We start from the raw sequence: 16,115 nt of genomic DNA, 5'->3' as shown, positions 1-16,115 counted from the left end.
TGTTGCAAATGGCTGTTTTCGGCCGCGACAAATTGACCCGATAGACAAAAGGCTGAGCTGTATCCGTGCCTTTTGCGCCCGGCTCTGAGAAAATGCCCGCACTTTTTTTCCGGATGCCGACATGACTGCCCTGAAGAACGACCGTTTCCTGCGCGCCCTGCTCAAGCAACCCGTAGACGTCACCCCTGTGTGGATGATGCGTCAGGCCGGTCGCTACCTGCCTGAATACCGCGCCAGCCGTGCCAAGGCCGGCGATTTCATGAGCCTGTGCATGAACCCGGCGTTCGCTTGCGAAGTCACGATGCAACCCCTCGACCGTTATCCACAACTGGACGCGGCGATCCTCTTTTCCGACATCCTGACCATCCCCGATGCCATGGGCCAGGGCCTGTACTTCGAAACCGGCGAAGGTCCGCGCTTCAAGAAAGTCGTCAGCACCCTGGCCGACATCGAAGCCCTGCCGATCCCCGATCCACAGAAAGACCTGGGCTACGTGATGGACGCGGTCAGCACCATCCGCCGCGAACTGAACGGCCGCGTGCCGCTGATTGGTTTCTCCGGCAGCCCATGGACCCTGGCCACCTACATGGTCGAAGGCGGCTCGTCGAAAGACTTCCGCAAGACCAAGGCCATGCTCTACGACAACCCGCAAGCCATGCACCTGCTGCTCGATAAACTCGCGCAGTCGGTCACCAGCTACCTCAACGGCCAGATCATGGCCGGTGCGCAAGCGGTGCAGATCTTCGACACCTGGGGCGGCAACCTGTCGGCGGCGGCGTATCAGGAGTTCTCCCTGGCCTACATGAAGAAAATCGTCAGCGGCCTGATCCGCGAGCACGAAGGTCGCAAGGTGCCGGTGATCCTGTTCACCAAGAACGGCGGTCTGTGGCTGGAAAGCATCGCCGAGGCCGGCGCCGACGCGCTGGGCCTGGACTGGACCTGCGACATTGGCAACGCCCGTGCCCGGGTCGGTGACAAGGTTGCGCTGCAAGGCAACATGGACCCGACCGTGCTGTACGCAAAACCCGAAGCGATTCGCGCCGAGGTCGGCCGTATCCTCGCCAGCTATGGCAAGGGCAGTGGACACGTGTTCAACCTGGGTCATGGCATCACGCCGGAAGTCGACCCGGAGCACGCGGGTGCGTTCCTGCGTGCGGTGCATGAGTTGTCGGCTCAGTATCACGTGTAAGGCGTTTAAGTTTTAGCAGAAACCTGTCCCGCCTCGTGCCGGACAGGTTTTTTTATGCTGCTGAAAAGGCACGGGTTATTCCCATCCCCTGCTATAGGAAACTTTCAATCAGTCGTCGGAAAAAAGGATCGTGAGACAGTTCCCTCAGTGTCCGCCGATTACTCCTACATAGAAAATTTGCCACTCCCCGTAAGGTTCCAGGCCCTTGTCCGGCGTAATGCCGGATCCAAAAAGAAGAAAGCATCGTTGCCCCACAAGACGCCTTGTTTTCGATAAAAAAGCCTGGAAAACACCATGAAAATGACTTTTGACAAGCGAAGTGCATTGACCGCATGCACTTCGTCGATCGTCCTGTTGTCGGTAATGCTGACTTCGCAAATCGCCTCTGCCCATGGCTATCTGGAAGTGCCACCATCACGCGCACTGGCTTGCCAGAAAGGCTTGAATACCCACTGCGGCGGTGCGCAATACGAGCCGCAAAGTGTCGGTGAAACCTTCAAGGGCTTTCCGGCAGGTGTCGGTGGTGCACCCTTACAGGGGCCAGTTGATGGCAAGATTGCCAGCGGTGGTCACTCGCTGTTCTCAGCCATGGACGCCCAGTCCGCCGTACGTTGGCACCTGACGGAAATCAAGGATCGCAACACTGCGTTCCAATGGCGCTACACCGCCGTTCACCCGGCCACCAAGCATGAGTATTTCATCACCCGCAACGGCTGGAACCCGAACGAGTCCATCAAGCGCGCCACCTTCGAAAGCACGCCGTTCTGCACCATTGACGGTGGCAACCAGAAGCCGTCCGACAGCGACAAACACAACTGCACCATTCCTGCCGACAAATCCGGTCAACACATCATCCTGGCGATCTGGACTGTGGGTGATACCGATGCTGCGTTTTACAACGTGGCGGATGTGAACATCCTCGCTGAAGCCGACCTGCCGGGCGGCTGGTCGCCGGTGGGCAGCCTTGCCCCGGCTACCACGTTGCTGGTGGGTGACAAGGTCAAGGCCCGTGCATTCTCAGCCAATGGCGAGAGCCCGAACTACAGCGTTGAAATCAGTATCGACAAGGCCGAAGAGGGCACCCCGCAAAACTGGGCGTTCAAACTGGCGGAAAAAATCAATGCGACTCACACCCTCATTCGTGCCGGTGTCCGTGATGAAAACGGCAACATCGAACCGGCCAAAGGCAGCAACAGTCTGTATGCCCAAAAAGAAAGCGGCGTCATTCGCTACGAAGTGCAACTGGACATGAAGGAAGACACGGCTGCGCGCATGTCGGTGGCTGCTCAGCAAGCCGAGTACAAGCTGGATAAAGGTCAGGTCAAAGTCGATTTCAGCATGATTTCGAATCGCCCGATGAACGTCGAAGCCACCCTGTTCGATCAGAACAACAAACCAGTGGGCACAACGGCGGCACAAGTGGCCAGTGGCTCAACCTGGCTGGCCATGGATGTTCGCAGCAATCCGGGTACACACACCTTGACGTTGGTCGGCACCACACTGGATGGCCGCACCACTCGCCAGGATAACCAGCCCACTCAACTGACCGGCGAAGGTGCGGGCACCGAGTATGACTTCGTGTTCCCCGAAGGCCTCGGCAACTACACCGCCGGTACCAAAGTACTGCAACCGAAAACCGGCGAAGTCTTCGAGTGCAAACCTTTCCCTGAGTCTGGCTACTGCAAGCAATACAGCCCGAGTGCCAATGGTTATGAGCCGGGCATAGGGGCTCACTGGCATATGGCCTGGAACAAGCTGTAAGTCTCTTGCGTCACCCTTCGGGCGATCCATTCCGGTCGCCTGAGGGCTTATACCTCCCAGCTGAACGAGTTGAAAAATGAAAATTTCGGTTTCCACCGGGCTGCATTTGTCTTTGCTGCGCAGCGTCCGCGTGCGGGCAGTTTGAGTGACAGTAAAACTTTCCCTCACGGTTGGGGCGTGGCTCAACGGCTTCTTGCTCCTGATGCCGTTGGGCCTTGGGGTGTTTCTCGTCTGGCAGGAATGGCATTTTCGCGCCGGCCTCATCGTCCCGCAGGCACCTGTCGAAGTGGCCCTGTCGACCCCGTTGTCTGGTCAGAATGTCAATGCCGATGCGATTGCAAGCGTTCTGGGACTTGCAGCCAACGTCGAGCTGTTGCCCAGTGCCGAGCCGTTGCTTCTGCATGCGAGCTTTATCGTGATCAATGGCGTATCCAAGGCATTGATTGCCGACGCACAAGGTTCACGTATTTATCAGATGGGCGAGACGCTGCCGGGTGGCAGTGTATTGCGTCGCATCGAGCCCGATCGGGTGGTGTTATGGAGCAAGGGGCGAGAGGAGGTGCTGGCGCTTCTACCCTCAGCCACCCCCTATCTGCGCCGAGCCGGGGCTCATCCCGGTGATCAGGCTGGCGCCGTGCCTGCGCGTTTCCTCCGCCCTTCTTCCGGGCCTTCAGAGTGATCAAGTTCATGAAAGCCTTTATGGGCGCACAGGCCTTGCAGCCTGTGCTTTTTGTCGTCGCCATGATGACCACGCTCCTCACCGGCACCCTCCAGGCCGAGGAAGAAAAATGGCAGTTGGCGATGAACAATGCCGAGTTGCGTGACATCGTCACAGAAATCTCCTCCATGCTCGGCACTACCGTGGTGCTGGACCCCAGAGTCTCGGGACGGGTCACGGTGATGTCCCGGCAGGCGCTGGACCGTGAGGGTGTGCGCCGACTGTTTTACTCGGTGCTCGATGCGCACAATTTTACCGTGATCGATGAGGGCGACCGGATTCTCATCACTCCGGTTGCCGAAGCGAAAACCCGTGCGGGTCAAGGCGCTTCCAAAAACACCACCGCCTCGCAGTTCGTGACGCGGGTCATCGAACTGGACACCGGTAGCGCCACCGACCTGGCAGCTCTGGTGCGGCCGCTGGTTTCAGCCAATGGCTATGTAGGCCCCTCGGTGTCTGCCAACGCCTTGGTGGTGACCGATACCGCAGCCAATGTCACCCGCATTGCCGGGGTCATCCGGCAACTGGACGCGGGTCAGAACAACCGACATGCCGTGTTTCAGCTGCACCATGCGCAGGCGGCGGATATGGCGTTGGTCATCGAGGCTTCACTGGGCAAGCGCAATGCCGAGTCGGCGGTACAGGTGTTGGCTGATACCCGATCCAATCGCCTTGTGTTCATCGGCCCCGCCGCCGTTCGTCAACGATTGATCGACCTCGCTCGAGGGCTCGATACGCCGGCCACGGCAAACCTGGACACCGCGCGGGTGATTCGCCTGCGCCACAGCGATGCGCGGCAGTTGGCCGAGATCCTGGAGTCCATGGGGCAGGGCAGAAAACCGGCTCCCGCCGTCGCTAACGCTCGGGACACCGCCAGTAGCACGCCGTTCATGATCAAGGCTGACGAGAGCCAGAATGCCCTGGTGCTGATTGCTGAACCGGCTCAGGTGCGCACTATCGAAAACATCGTGCGCCAGCTCGATCAGCCTCGCGCCCAGGTACTGATACATGCCGCCATCGTCGAGATTTCCGGTGATATTTCTGAGGCCGTCGGGGTGCAATGGAACCTGAACGCCGGGGACGCCAGGGGTTTCATCAATTTTCCAGGCACCGGTATTCCCATTGTCAGCGGGTTGAACTTCGATGAAAAAAAGTCTGCCCCGGAAGGGGCGATACTGAATCTGGGCAGTGACCGTTTCGGTGCGTTGATCTCGGCGCTGGCCAGCAATACCCACAGTAACCTGCTTTCCACGCCAAGCCTGCTGACGCTGGACAACCAGGAAGCCGAAATCATCGTGGGGCAGAACGTACCCTTCAAGACCGGTTCATACGCGACCAACAGCAATGGTGCCGACAACCCCTTCACCACCGTGGAACGCAAGGACGTTGGCATCAGCCTCAAGATCAAGCCATACATCAACGAAGGCTCGACCATGCGCCTTGAGGTTCAACAGGAGGTCTCTGACATCGCACCGGCGGTGTCGGGTATTGATTCCTCGGACCTGATCACCAACAAGCGCGCGCTGAAAAGCACCATCCTGGCCGACGATGGCGAAATCATCGTGATCGGCGGACTGATCCGCGACAGCGTACGCACCCAGAGTAGCGGCGTGCCGCTGTTGCGCGACATCCCTTACCTGGGCGCGCTGTTCCGCTGGAACCGCGACACCCAGACCAAGAGCAATCTGATGGTGTTCTTGCGACCGACTATCGTGCGCAGCAAGGAAGACCTGTCGCAGGTCAGCCAGCAACGTTACGACGCGCTGCGAGACCTGAGCCGATCAGGGGCCGGGGAGAACAACTCGTTGTTATTACCGGCCGAGGCGCGCGAGTTGTTCGAGCCGTCCGGCAACGCTCCCGTGTTCGATTTACGTAGCAAGGGGCGGTGAAGCCATGAGCGGGCTCTGTGAGCAATTACCCTTCGGTTTTGCCCGGCGCTTTGGTGTGTTGCTGGAGCGCGACGCGGATGCCTTTCGCCTGGTGCTGCGCGATGATGCAGCGCTTGGCGCATTGGCCGAAGCGCGCCGGCTGTGTGCCAGGGAGCTACCGTTTCAGGTCGTTGCGGCGGATGAATACGCGGCACGCCTGGCCGCGACCTATCGCGAGGGGCACAGTGCCGCCGAACAAGTTGCCCAAGGCCTGGATGACGAGCTGGATTTGCTCAGCCTGGTCGATCAGGTGCCGCAAACGGCTGACCTGCTGGAGCAACAGGGCGACGCTCCGATCATCCGCCTGATCAACGCCCTGCTGGGCGAAGCCGTGCGCGAGCAGGCCTCCGACGTGCACCTGGAAACCTTCGAGCAGTACCTGTCGGTGCGTATGCGAGTCGATGGCCAATTGCGGGAAATGCTCCGGCCACGACGTGAACTGGCGACCTTGCTGGTGTCGCGTATCAAGGTCATGGCGCGCCTGGACATCGCTGAAAAACGCGTGCCCCAGGATGGGCGTATAGCCCTGCGTCTGGCCGGGCATGAAGTCGATGTGCGCGTCTCGACACTGCCCTCGGCGCACGGCGAGCGCGTGGTGTTGCGATTGCTCGACAAGCAGGCGGGTCGTCTGGACCTGCAGCGATTGGGCATGCCCGATGACACTCTGTTGGCGCTGCGAGAATTGTTGGGCAAGCCCCATGGCATCCTGCTGGTCACCGGGCCGACCGGCTCCGGTAAAACCACCAGCCTGTACGCCGCGCTCAGCAGTCTGAACGATCAGACCCGCAACATCCTCACCGTCGAAGATCCGATCGAATATCACTTGCCGGGAGTCGGTCAGATGCCAGTGAATCCGAAGGTCGACATGACGTTCGCCCGAGGTTTGCGGGCCATTCTGCGACAGGACCCGGACGTGGTGATGGTCGGTGAAATCCGCGATCGCGAAACCGCCGAGATCGCCGTGCAGGCATCACTGACCGGGCACCTCGTACTCTCGACCCTGCACACCAACAGCGCAGCCGGCGCTGTCTCGCGACTGGTGGACATGGGCGTCGATGCCTACCTGCTGGCCTCCTCGCTGGTGGGCATTCTGGCCCAGCGTCTGCTGCGCACCCTATGTCCTCTTTGCAAGGTTTCCTACGTTGCCGACGCTGCGGCCTGTGAACGGATGGGGCTCGATACCGGGTCGCAGCCGCGGCTGTTTCGCGCCGCGGGATGTGAGCAGTGCCAGCACGGTTATCGTGGGCGCATCGGCATTTACGAACTGATCAGCATGACTCCGACAATTTCGGCGCTCATTCACGCGGGGGCCAGCGAACAGTTGCTGCTTGAAGAGGCTCGCAAGGCTTCGCGTGGACTGTTTCAGGACGGTTGCAAGCGCGTACTGGAGGGCTTGACCAGCCTCGACGAGTTGCTGCGCGTGACCCAGGAGCGCTAGCAGGATGCCAACTTTCGATTATCGCGCTCACGACGCTCAAGGTCGCCCCAGCAAGGGGAGACTGGAAGCCGATGGCCCTCGGCACGCAAGGCAACTGTTGCGTGAGCGGGGACTGTGGCCGCGAGCATTGAGCGAGGTGATCGTCGGCAACGCCGGAAGTAATCAGCCTGGTGCACGTTTGGGCGCGGCTGATCTGGCCTTGCTGACGCTGCAACTGTCGACGCTGGTTCAGGCCGGGCTGCCTCTGGAGGAAGCGCTTGAGGCGGTGGCCAAACAGAGCGCAAAGCGCAAGGTCGCGGGCGTGTTGTCAGCCGTTAGAAACCGGGTGATGGAAGGCCATACCCTGGCCTCGGCGCTGGGTCAGTTTCCCAAGGCATTTCCCGATTTGTTCTGTGCCACCGTCGCTGCCGGTGAGCGGTCCGGGCACTTGGGGCATGTGCTGGAACAGCTGGCGGCCTATACCCAGGCCCGTCAGGCGTCGCGGCAGAAAATCCAGATGGCACTGGTCTATCCACTGATTCTGATGCTGGCCAGCGTGGCGATCGTCGGTTTTCTGCTCGGTTACGTGGTTCCCGACGTCGTGAAAATTTTCGTCGACAGCGGTCAGCCACTCCCTTGGCTGACCCAGGCATTGATCGGTGTGAGCAATGGTCTGCGCAGTCACTTTCTATTGATGATGAGTGTGCTGGCGGTGCTGATCGGGTTGTGGCGCTGGAGTCTGCGCCAGCCGCAGTGGAACCTGCGCTGGCACCGTTGGGTGCTGAAGGTGCCGGTCATGGGGGATGTATTGCGCGCTATGGACGCCGCGCGGTTCGCCAGCACGCTGGCCATCCTCGGCAAAAGCGCGGTGCCATTGGTCGACGCGCTGGAGATCGCCGCAGCCGTCATCGGTAACCAGACCATTCGCACGCGAATGATCGATGTCGCCCGTTCAGTCCGTGAAGGCGGGACGCTCACCCGTGGCCTGGAGCTGAGCGGCGATATCCCGCCAATGATGCTGCACATGATCGCCAGCGGCGAACGTGCAGGTGAGCTCGACCGCATGCTCGCACGGGCCGCCGAACAGCAGGAAAGCAGCCTGGCCACACGCATCGCTCTGGTGGTGAGCCTGTTCGAGCCGGCCATGCTGGTGTTGATGGGGGGTGTGGTCCTGTTGATTGTCATGGCCATCCTGCTTCCGATTCTGAGCCTCAACCAATTGGTGAATTGACCCATGCAAGCCCATCGTAAAAATACGTCCAACAGGCAACGAGGATTCACTCTGATCGAAATCATGGTGGTCGTCGTGATCATCGGAGTCCTCGGGGCCATCGTCGTGCCGCAGTTCATGAGCCGTCCGGATCAGGCCAAGGTTACCGCTGCCAAAATCGACATCCAGGCCATTTCGACCGCCCTGGAAATGTATCGCCTCGACAACGCGCAATACCCTTCGACCCAGCAAGGACTCGATGCCTTGGTCAAGCGTCCTGTGGGTGTGCCCGTCGCGCGTAACTGGAACCCGCAGGCCTATCTCAAAAGCCTGCCGGTCGACCCTTGGGGTACGCCCTATCAGTACCTCAATCCGGGGGTGAAGTCGGTCGATGGCGGTTATGACTTGTACTCGCTGGGCTCCGATGGGGTGCCGGGCGGTGAGGGACATGCCGCTGAGTTGGGTAATTGGGGCGGTTGAGCCATGAAGCAGTGCTGTCGGGGGTTCACCTTGCTGGAATTGATGATTGTGATCGTGCTGGTCGGCGTACTGCTGGGCATGGTCAGCCTTGCCACGGGCGGCAGTCCGGGCCGCCAGGTGAGGCAGGAAGCCGAAGTCATGGTGCAGGTCATCCATCAACTGCGCCAGCGTGCGGTGTTCGAAGGTCAAGAGTACGGCCTGCGGCTGAGTGGCGAGGGCTACCGGGCCATGCGTCAGACCGCACGCGGCTGGGAGCCGGTGGCAGGCCTTTCACGCTGGCCGGCCAGCGTGAAGCCACGGCTGAGTCAGGATGGCTTCTGGATCAGTCTGGGGGCCGACGATGGGGCACCGCAGTTATTGATGCTCAGCAGTGACGAAAGCAATGCGTTCAAGCTGACGTTCGTGTCCAGCAACCGTGTCTGGCTGAGCCTGTCCGGTGATGGTATCGGCGAGGTGGTGATCGATGGCTAGTCAGCGTCCCTTACCGGCCATGGCGGGCTTCACCTTGCTGGAGATCATGGTTGCCCTGGCGGTTTTTGCAACGCTGGCAGCGGCGGTGTTGTCGGCCAGTAAATACGTGATCAGACAAAGCGGGGCGGTCGAACAAAGGCTGCTCGCCGCCTGGGTGGCGGACAATCGATTGAGCGAGCTGCGTTTGCAATCGGGCCTGGTAACGGGCCAGCAACAGCAGGTCGTGCGTATGGGCCAGCGCGACTGGTGGCTGCGGCAGCTCGTCAGCACTGGCAGCGAGCCACGTTTGTTCAGGGTAGAGATTCAGGTCAGTCAATCAGATCGGGAACATGTCTTGCACCGCGCCGTTGGCTGGATTGCCGCGCGCGATGAGTAAGCAGAGCGGCTTTACCTTGCTGGAGCTGGTTATCGCCATGGCCATTTTTGCCCTGTTGGGTCTGGCCAGTTGGGGCCTCTTCGATGGCGTGGTGCGCGTGCAGCAAGGCACCTCGGCGCATGAGCGAGAACTCCGACGCTTGCAGCGGGTGGTCACGATGATCGAGCGTGATCTGCTGCATGCCACCACTGCGCCCGTGCAACTCACAGCGGATTTTGTGCAGTTTCAGCGCAGTCACTGGCGCAACCCGTTGGACTTGCCACGCAGTGAGCGCCAATCGGTGTCTTATCGCCTCGACAATGGTGTGTTGTGGCGTGAAAGTCAGGGGGAAGGGACGCAGGAGATGCGCAGGCAAAGGTTACTCGAGGATGTCCATGGACTGAGCTGGCGACTGTTCGAACCGCAGGCGGGCTGGGTTGATCAATGGCCGAGCGGGCAAGATTCGAGGACGCCGATAGCCATCGAATTGCAGTTCTCTGTCGGCCGTTTCGAGGCCATTCGCCGTGTGCTTCCGCTATTGGGCGTCATCCCGTGAAACATCGCCAAAGGGGCATCGCCCTGATCAGCGTGTTGCTGGTCTTGAGCCTGGCGTTGCTGATTGTTGGGGGGCTGCTGCGCAGCCATCATCTGTCGCTGCAAAGCAGCGGGCAGGTGTTGCAGCAATTGGGCTTGCATCAGCTCGCAGCGGGTGGCGAACGCTGGGCTGTCCTGTTGTTGCAGGACGCGTTGCGTGATCCGGAACAACCCGTCGAGCGGATGCCGGACTGGAAGGCGCTGACGCCCGAATTCGATGCCGAGGATGCGCAAATCCTGGTCGACATCGAAGACCTCGCCGGGCGATTCAACGTCAACTCACTGTTGCGCAAGGGGCAGATTGATCAGGTTACGCTCAAACGTTGGGCGCGCTTGCTCCTGCTGCTGGAGGTACCGCCGGTGTCATTGGATCAGGTCGGCGCGTTGCATGAGCTAAGCCAGTTGCGCTTGCTGGACGGCATCGACGGGGCGTTGTTGCAGCAGCTTGAGCCATGGGTGGCCGTGCTGCCCGTCGAAGCCGCATTGAACATCAATGCCGCATCGCCGTTGCTCATCAGAGCGCTCGGCGAGATCGATGGCGCGACAGCCGAGGCTCTTGCTCATCAGGCATTGGCGTCGCCTTGGGCGAGTGTGCAGGCGTTCACTCAGGACCCATTGATCTCCGGGCTGGGCTTGAGCAGTCATGGCCTCGGCATCACCAGTCGCTGGTACCGAATACAGGTGCGGGTGACTCAGGGAGGGCGAAGCCTGCAGCTGGCGACGGATGTCGAGCACGATCCCAAGGCACTTCAACTGAGCGTGCTGCAACGGCGTTTCATGCCTGTAAACAATCAGCAGAGGTCGCAATGAATACCTGGCTTTACCTGACACCGGAAGGCCTGAACTTGCCATCGAAAACCTGGCCTTGTTGTCTGTGGTCCGCGGCTGGGCAACGCCAGCTCATGTCGCTGGACCTGGCAGCACAGGCTTTGAATGGGCAAGCCATCGATCTGTTGTTACCCATGGAAGTGTGCAGCTGGGTGCGCAGCGAACCGTGGCCGACCAAATGTAAACCCGAAGATCAGGCCATCGCATTCGCCGTGGAGGAGCAACTGAGTGAAGCTCTGGAAACGCTGCATTTGAGCATCGGGCCTTGCGACGGCGAGGGCTGCTATCCGGTGATGGTCATCAGTCGGGAGCGACTGGCTGCCGTGCTGGCAGTGCTCGACGAAGTGGGTGTACGTGCGAAGGGCGTGTTCGTCGACGCCGACCTGCTGGCCAACGTTCAGCCTCGGGGCGTCTGGTGGTTCGGCCGCTGGTTGTTGGGTGGAGAAAGGATTCCCCGCATGGCGGTGTCGGCAGACAATCTGCAGGCGCTCATGCCCCTGCTGCCGGAGAACATGCAATGGCTGGACGAGCGGCAGGATCGCGTTGCGATCGATCAATGGCTGACCGATCGTCCGACCCAGTCCATCAACCTGCTGCAAGGGGCATTCGCACCGCGCGCCAAACCTCTGCCATGGCGAATATCAGGGTTATCGCTGCTGATGCTGGCAGTGCTGACCTGGAGTGCCGGTGCCATTCGAATCGGTTTTCTCGACGGCGAAACACAAAGGCTCACGGCACAAAACGAGCAGCGCTTCAAAGCGCTTTATCCAGATCAGGATCGAATCGTCGACATGGCGGCACAGCTCAGGGTCTTGCAAAACCAGCCTGCCGAGGCGCAAGGGACGCGCATCGCCGGGTTGGTGAGTCTGATCGAGCGGGTGGTCGGTGCCAGCGAGGTCGAGGTGCAACGCATCGAGTTTAGTGAAACCGCTGGCTGGAGAATCCAGCTCACCGCCAACAGCTTCACCGAGCTTGAACAGCTGCGCGCGCGCGGGCGCCAGCAAGGGATGCCAGTGCGGCTCGACAGCGCTACCAAGGCAGCGGAAAAAGTGCATGCCACGCTGAGTGTGGAGGACGAGGCATGAAGCAGGCATGGCAGCGGATTTCTGCGCGGGAGCAGCGGTTGTTGCAGATGTTGGCGGCGTTCCTGTCGGCCGTCGTGGCGTACAGCCTGATCTGGCAACCCACCCGGCAACGACTCGAATCCGCCGAGCGTCAGTATCAACAACAAGCGCAACTGGCCGCGCAATTGCTACAGGCAACGCCGCGTGGCCGGTCTTCGGTTGACACTCGCCAACCGTTTTCACTGCGTATCAGCCAAAGCGCTTCGGTGGCAGGCCTGGAAATCCATCAGATGGAAACCGATGCCGAGCTGCTGCGCCTGACCCTCAACGGTACCCCGCAAGCCTTGTTGCAATGGCTCGATGGTGTTGAGCGTGAGGGTGTCGCGCTGCACACGCTGACGCTGGAAAAACGCGATGCCCGTCTGGAAGCGCGGGTTGTGCTCAGGTAGCCGGATGCTGTTGTGGCAACAGCGGCAACTTCGCCAGTTTCAACGCCACCAGCAGGGCGATCAGCAGCAAGGTGCCGATGAACAGCCCGATCCCGCTCCACCCGGCCAAATGCCAGAACATCCCGCCCGCCGTACCGGCGATACTGCCGCCAGCGTAGTAGCTGAACAGGTACAGGGAAGACGCCTGTCCCTTGGCCTTGATGGCGCGACGACCGATCCAGCTGCTGGCCACCGAGTGGGCGCCAAAGAAACCGAAGGTGAAGATCAGCATACCGATGATCACCAGCGGCAACGGCGTGAACATCGTCAGGGCAAGGCCGGCGAACATCAGTGCGATGGTCGCCCATAGCACTTTGCGCCGTCCCAGCTTGTCGGCCAGCGAACCGATTTTTGCCGAGCTGTAGATACCGGATAGATAGACCACCGACAGCAATCCGACGAACGCCTGTTCCAGGTGGTACGGCTCAGCCAGCAGGCGGTAGCCGATGTAGTTGAACAGGGTGACGAATGCGCCCATCAACAGAAACGCCTCGAGGAACAGCAGCGGCAGGCCGGCATCGCGAAAGTGCATGGTAAAACCGTCGAGCAGGCTGCGCGGGTGCAGCGAGCGTGGACGGAAGTTGCGCGACTCCGGGAGGATCTTCCAGAACACGGCGGCGGCAATCAGCGCCAGGCCACCGATCACCAGCATCGCCGTGTGCCAGCTGACGAAGTCGATCAATACGCCGGTGATCAGGCGACCGCTCATCCCGCCAATGGCGTTACCGCCGATGTACAAGCCCATCGCCAGACCAATGTGTTGCGGGTGGATCTCCTCGCTCAGGTAGGTCATGGCGACCGCTGCCAGACCACTCAACGACAAGCCAATCAAGGCACGCATCAGCAACACGCCATGCCAGCTCGGCATCATCGCGCTGGCCATGGTGCACAGGGCGGCAGCGAACAAGGCGGTCACCATCACTTGTTTGCGCCCGACTCGGTCCGAGATGGGACCAGTGATCAGCAGGCCAATGGCAAGCATGCCGGTGGCAATCGAGAGAATCAGGCTGCTCTGCGCCGCATTGATCGAATACTCGTGGGACAGCAGCGGCATCATCGGTTGCACGCAGTAAAGCAGGGCGAAGGTCGCGAAGCCGCCGCAGAACAATGCCAGCACCGTGCGCATGAACGCCGGCGTGCCTTTTTCGATGTAGATCTCCTGGAGCTCGGCGACGATTTCGTCCTGCGCAGCGGGGTGGATTTCATGGGCGAGTGGAGCGACAGCAGTTTTCACGGGGGACCTCGGAGGGGCACAGCCGGTCAGGCAATGGAAAAAAGCATATAGCTGGCTAATGATGCAATCCAATATATTGTTCGACCTGTTTGATAGCTTTCGCGACCTAATGAGGGATTCATGGAACTGCGTCATCTGCGCTACTTCATTGCCGTCGCCGAAGAACTGCACTTCGGCCGCGCTGCACAGGTGCTTGGCATCTCCCAACCACCGTTGAGCCAGCAGATTCAGGCACTGGAACAGGAGGTCGGCGCACGGTTGTTCGAGCGTACCAATCGTCGGGTCGAGCTCAGCGAGGCCGGTCGGCTGTTCCTCGAGGAGGCGCGATTGGCGCTGGCGCAGGTCGACAAAGCGGCCGATGTCGCCCGGCGGGCGCAGTTGGGCGAATTGGGCGAGCTGAAAATCGGCTTCACGTCATCGGCCCCGTTCAACTCGACCATTCCCCAGGCGATTTTTTCCTTTCGCCAGCGCTTCCCGGCGGTTCACCTGAACCTGCGGGAAATGAGCAGCACCCAGGTGGCTGATGCGCTGGTGGATGAGTCGATTGATGTGGGCATCATGCGACCTCTGGGGTTGCCCGACTCGCTCAGCGTGGTGGAGCTGATGCGCGAACCCTTGGTGGCGGTACTCAGCTCCAAGGATCCGTTGGTGGAGGGCAGTGAAGAGGGCATCCACCTGTCCGCCCTGGCTCTTGAACCTTTCGTGTTTTTTCCGCGCAGCTACGGTAGCGGGCTGTACGCCCAGTTATTGAGCCTGGCACGAGACGCGGGGTTCAGTCCGCATTTTGCGCAAGAGGCCGGAGAGGCAATGACGATCATCGGGCTCGTGGCGGCAGGGCTGGGGGTGTCGGTGTTACCGGCGTCGTACCGACGGATGCGTATCGATGGCGTGGTGTATCGGCCATTGCTCGACCCGGCGGCGGTGTCGGCGGTGTGGCTGGTGCAGCGCAAGGATCAGAAGTCGGCGATGGCCAGGGCGTTTGTCGATTTGCTCACAAGCAAGGTTGAGCCGTTGAAATCCTGATGGTTGCGCCATCAATCGCGAGCAAGCTCGCTCCCAAAGGGGTTAGCAGCGTAAGCACGATTGTCGCAACACCATTGAACCCTGCGGGAGTGGGCTTGCCCCGGGGCGTTACGACGAAGGCGATCGCCAGCACACAGCAAGACCTTGGCAGCAAGAAACAAATGGAATTTCAGATGATGGCCTTTTGCTTTTATTCGGTCTGCCGATAACAGCCACAAGCCTAATCAAACTCATGGAGACCCACGATGTTCAAGCAATTAACCCTCGCTGCCTTGCTGACGTTCACCGCACTGACCGCCGGCTGCGCCTCGGTGAAGATGGCCGATGACACCCTGGATGCCCAGGCCAAGACCTTCCATACCGCCCCGGACCAGGCCCACATCTACGTCTACCGCAACGAAAGCATGGGCGCAGGCGTGAAAATGCCGGTGGCGCTCAACGGCAAACCAGTCGGCGTGACCGTGGCCAAGTCCTACCTGATGCTGGCGGTGCCGGCCGGTCAGCAGACGCTGGTGTCGTCTGCCGAAAACGATTCGGAACTGAAGCTCAACACCGAAGCGGGCAAAAACTACTTTGTCTGGCAGGAAGTGAAGATGGGCTTCATCAAGGCGCGTAACAGCCTGCAAGTCGTCGATGAGCAGACCGGCCGTGATGGCGTGAATGAAAGCAAACTGATTCAAGCACAGTAAGCGCTCATCCCCCCGCGCGGGTCGCGGGGGGATTGCACTCAGGGCAGCCGCACCAGATCCCCGCGCAACGCCACCCGCGCCACAAACACCCCGGCCCGGCATTCATAGGTGTTGAGGTCCTTGCGGGCATGCTGATCGTAGTAACTGACGATGTTGGTCACCGCATTCGCGCCAACCCGCTTGGCCTCGTCCTGCAGCTCGATCAAGGTCGATTGCACGGCCCATTCACAGGCATCGAAATCGCTCTTGTTGGACGCATTGGTCGGCCAGTCGCTGACCACATTGGCACGCAGCATGTGCAGGTTGGCGCTCGGCCCGTTCCCGGCCAGATAAAACTTCACACTGCCATCCAGCCGCCCGGCACGCAGGGCATTCGACAGCACGGTCTCGAACGGCATGTACATAAGGTTGGTGGCGTGACTGGCGCTGGGCAGCAGGCTGAACAGAAGCGCGGCGATCAGGGCTTTCACTTGCATGGTCAGGTCCTTGACGTGAAAGAGCTTGGGGGCGACCCAAGCGGAGGGGACCTTGGCGAGTGTAGTTGGTGGTTTGGCGAGGTGCATATTCGCGCGGCCCGCTCCCCACAGGTTTCATTGTCGTTCGCAGATGTTGTGATCAGCAGCGAACATTGTGGGGGCTGGCTTGCCAGCGAAGGCGCCAGCAGGG

General features: G+C 60.5%; 16 protein-coding genes and 1 pseudogene. 15 read left to right on the top strand and 2 right to left on the bottom strand.

The annotated features are described in order from the left end of the window. Positions 1-121 precede the first annotated feature (121 nt). The 13 genes from hemE to gspM all read left to right on the top strand — a co-directional run bounded on the left by hemE (position 122) and on the right by gspM (position 12,464). Positions 122-1,189, top strand: coding sequence for a uroporphyrinogen decarboxylase (gene hemE, locus EIY72_RS23875; RefSeq protein ID WP_093227458.1), 1,068 nt, complete (start codon positions 122-124; stop codon positions 1,187-1,189). A 294-nt stretch (positions 1,190-1,483) separates the two neighbouring features. Continuing rightward, positions 1,484-2,950, top strand: a complete 1,467-nt coding sequence (gene gbpA / locus EIY72_RS23870; RefSeq protein WP_093227456.1) for an N-acetylglucosamine-binding protein GbpA — start codon at positions 1,484-1,486, stop codon at positions 2,948-2,950. 145 nt (positions 2,951-3,095) lie between these two features. Further along, entirely contained in the window at positions 3,096-3,629 is a 534-nt protein-coding gene (locus EIY72_RS23865; protein ID WP_231985510.1) for a type II secretion system protein N, read from the top strand. 8 nt (positions 3,630-3,637) lie between these two features. Next, positions 3,638-5,557 carry a type II secretion system secretin GspD gene (gene gspD / locus EIY72_RS23860; RefSeq protein WP_093230748.1) on the top strand — a complete coding sequence of 640 codons (1,920 nt, stop codon included), beginning with the start codon at positions 3,638-3,640 and terminating at the stop codon, positions 5,555-5,557. Positions 5,558-5,561: 4 nt separating this feature from the next. Further along, a complete protein-coding gene (gene gspE, locus EIY72_RS23855) occupies positions 5,562-7,034 on the top strand; it encodes a type II secretion system ATPase GspE (RefSeq protein WP_093227454.1) in 1,473 nt (490 codons plus the stop codon). Between the two features lie 4 nt (positions 7,035-7,038). After that, entirely contained in the window at positions 7,039-8,244 is a 1,206-nt protein-coding gene (gspF, locus tag EIY72_RS23850; protein ID WP_093227452.1) for a type II secretion system inner membrane protein GspF, read from the top strand. A gap of 3 nt (positions 8,245-8,247) precedes the next feature. Next, complete coding sequence (gene gspG, locus EIY72_RS23845; protein ID WP_093227450.1) at positions 8,248-8,703, top strand: type II secretion system major pseudopilin GspG; 456 nt, start codon at positions 8,248-8,250, stop codon at positions 8,701-8,703. Positions 8,704-8,706: 3 nt separating this feature from the next. Beyond that, positions 8,707-9,174 (top strand): type II secretion system minor pseudopilin GspH, encoded by a 468-nt coding sequence (gene gspH, locus EIY72_RS23840; protein WP_093227448.1) that lies wholly within the window; start codon positions 8,707-8,709, stop codon positions 9,172-9,174. Continuing rightward, on the top strand, positions 9,167-9,550 hold the full coding sequence (gspI, locus tag EIY72_RS23835; protein WP_093227446.1) for a type II secretion system minor pseudopilin GspI: 384 nt from the start codon (positions 9,167-9,169) through the stop codon (positions 9,548-9,550). Before gspH ends, gspI begins: the two co-directional genes overlap by 8 nt. Next, positions 9,543-10,085, top strand: a complete 543-nt coding sequence (locus EIY72_RS23830; RefSeq protein ID WP_093227444.1) for a type II secretion system protein GspJ — start codon at positions 9,543-9,545, stop codon at positions 10,083-10,085. The genes gspI and EIY72_RS23830 overlap by 8 nt, the downstream gene beginning before the upstream one ends. Further along, positions 10,082-10,933: a type II secretion system minor pseudopilin gene (locus EIY72_RS23825; RefSeq protein ID WP_093227442.1), complete on the top strand. Its 852-nt coding sequence runs from the start codon at positions 10,082-10,084 to the stop codon at positions 10,931-10,933. Before EIY72_RS23830 ends, EIY72_RS23825 begins: the two co-directional genes overlap by 4 nt. Beyond that, complete coding sequence (gene gspL, locus EIY72_RS23820; protein ID WP_093227440.1) at positions 10,930-12,036, top strand: type II secretion system protein GspL; 1,107 nt, start codon at positions 10,930-10,932, stop codon at positions 12,034-12,036. The genes EIY72_RS23825 and gspL overlap by 4 nt, the downstream gene beginning before the upstream one ends. Further along, on the top strand, positions 12,033-12,464 hold the full coding sequence (gene gspM, locus EIY72_RS23815) for a type II secretion system protein GspM (RefSeq protein WP_093227438.1): 432 nt from the start codon (positions 12,033-12,035) through the stop codon (positions 12,462-12,464). The genes gspL and gspM overlap by 4 nt, the downstream gene beginning before the upstream one ends. On the opposite strand, the pseudogene EIY72_RS23810 reads toward gspM, so the two are convergent. Continuing rightward, positions 12,453-13,704: pseudogene (locus EIY72_RS23810) on the bottom strand (MFS transporter); the annotation flags it as partial. The gene gspM and the pseudogene EIY72_RS23810 overlap by 12 nt on opposite strands. A gap of 153 nt (positions 13,705-13,857) precedes the next feature. Here EIY72_RS23810 and EIY72_RS23805 point away from each other — a divergent pair. Together EIY72_RS23805 and EIY72_RS23800 are read left to right on the top strand one after the other, a co-directional pair. Then, positions 13,858-14,760 (top strand): LysR family transcriptional regulator, encoded by a 903-nt coding sequence (locus tag EIY72_RS23805; RefSeq protein WP_093227434.1) that lies wholly within the window; start codon positions 13,858-13,860, stop codon positions 14,758-14,760. A 245-nt stretch (positions 14,761-15,005) separates the two neighbouring features. Beyond that, positions 15,006-15,449 carry a DUF2846 domain-containing protein gene (locus EIY72_RS23800; RefSeq protein ID WP_093227430.1) on the top strand — a complete coding sequence of 148 codons (444 nt, stop codon included), beginning with the start codon at positions 15,006-15,008 and terminating at the stop codon, positions 15,447-15,449. Between the two features lie 38 nt (positions 15,450-15,487). On the opposite strand, the gene EIY72_RS23795 is transcribed toward EIY72_RS23800, so the two are convergent. Next, positions 15,488-15,925: an excinuclease gene (locus tag EIY72_RS23795; protein ID WP_093227428.1), complete on the bottom strand. Its 438-nt coding sequence runs from the start codon at positions 15,923-15,925 to the stop codon at positions 15,488-15,490. Positions 15,926-16,115: the final 190 nt, after the last annotated feature.

Origin of the sequence: Pseudomonas vancouverensis, assembly GCF_004348895.1 — a bacterium.
Classification (GTDB): Bacteria; Pseudomonadota; Gammaproteobacteria; order Pseudomonadales; family Pseudomonadaceae; genus Aquipseudomonas; species Aquipseudomonas vancouverensis.
Note: the sequence above shows the minus strand (reverse complement) of the source record. Positions and strands in the feature narration are given on the sequence as shown.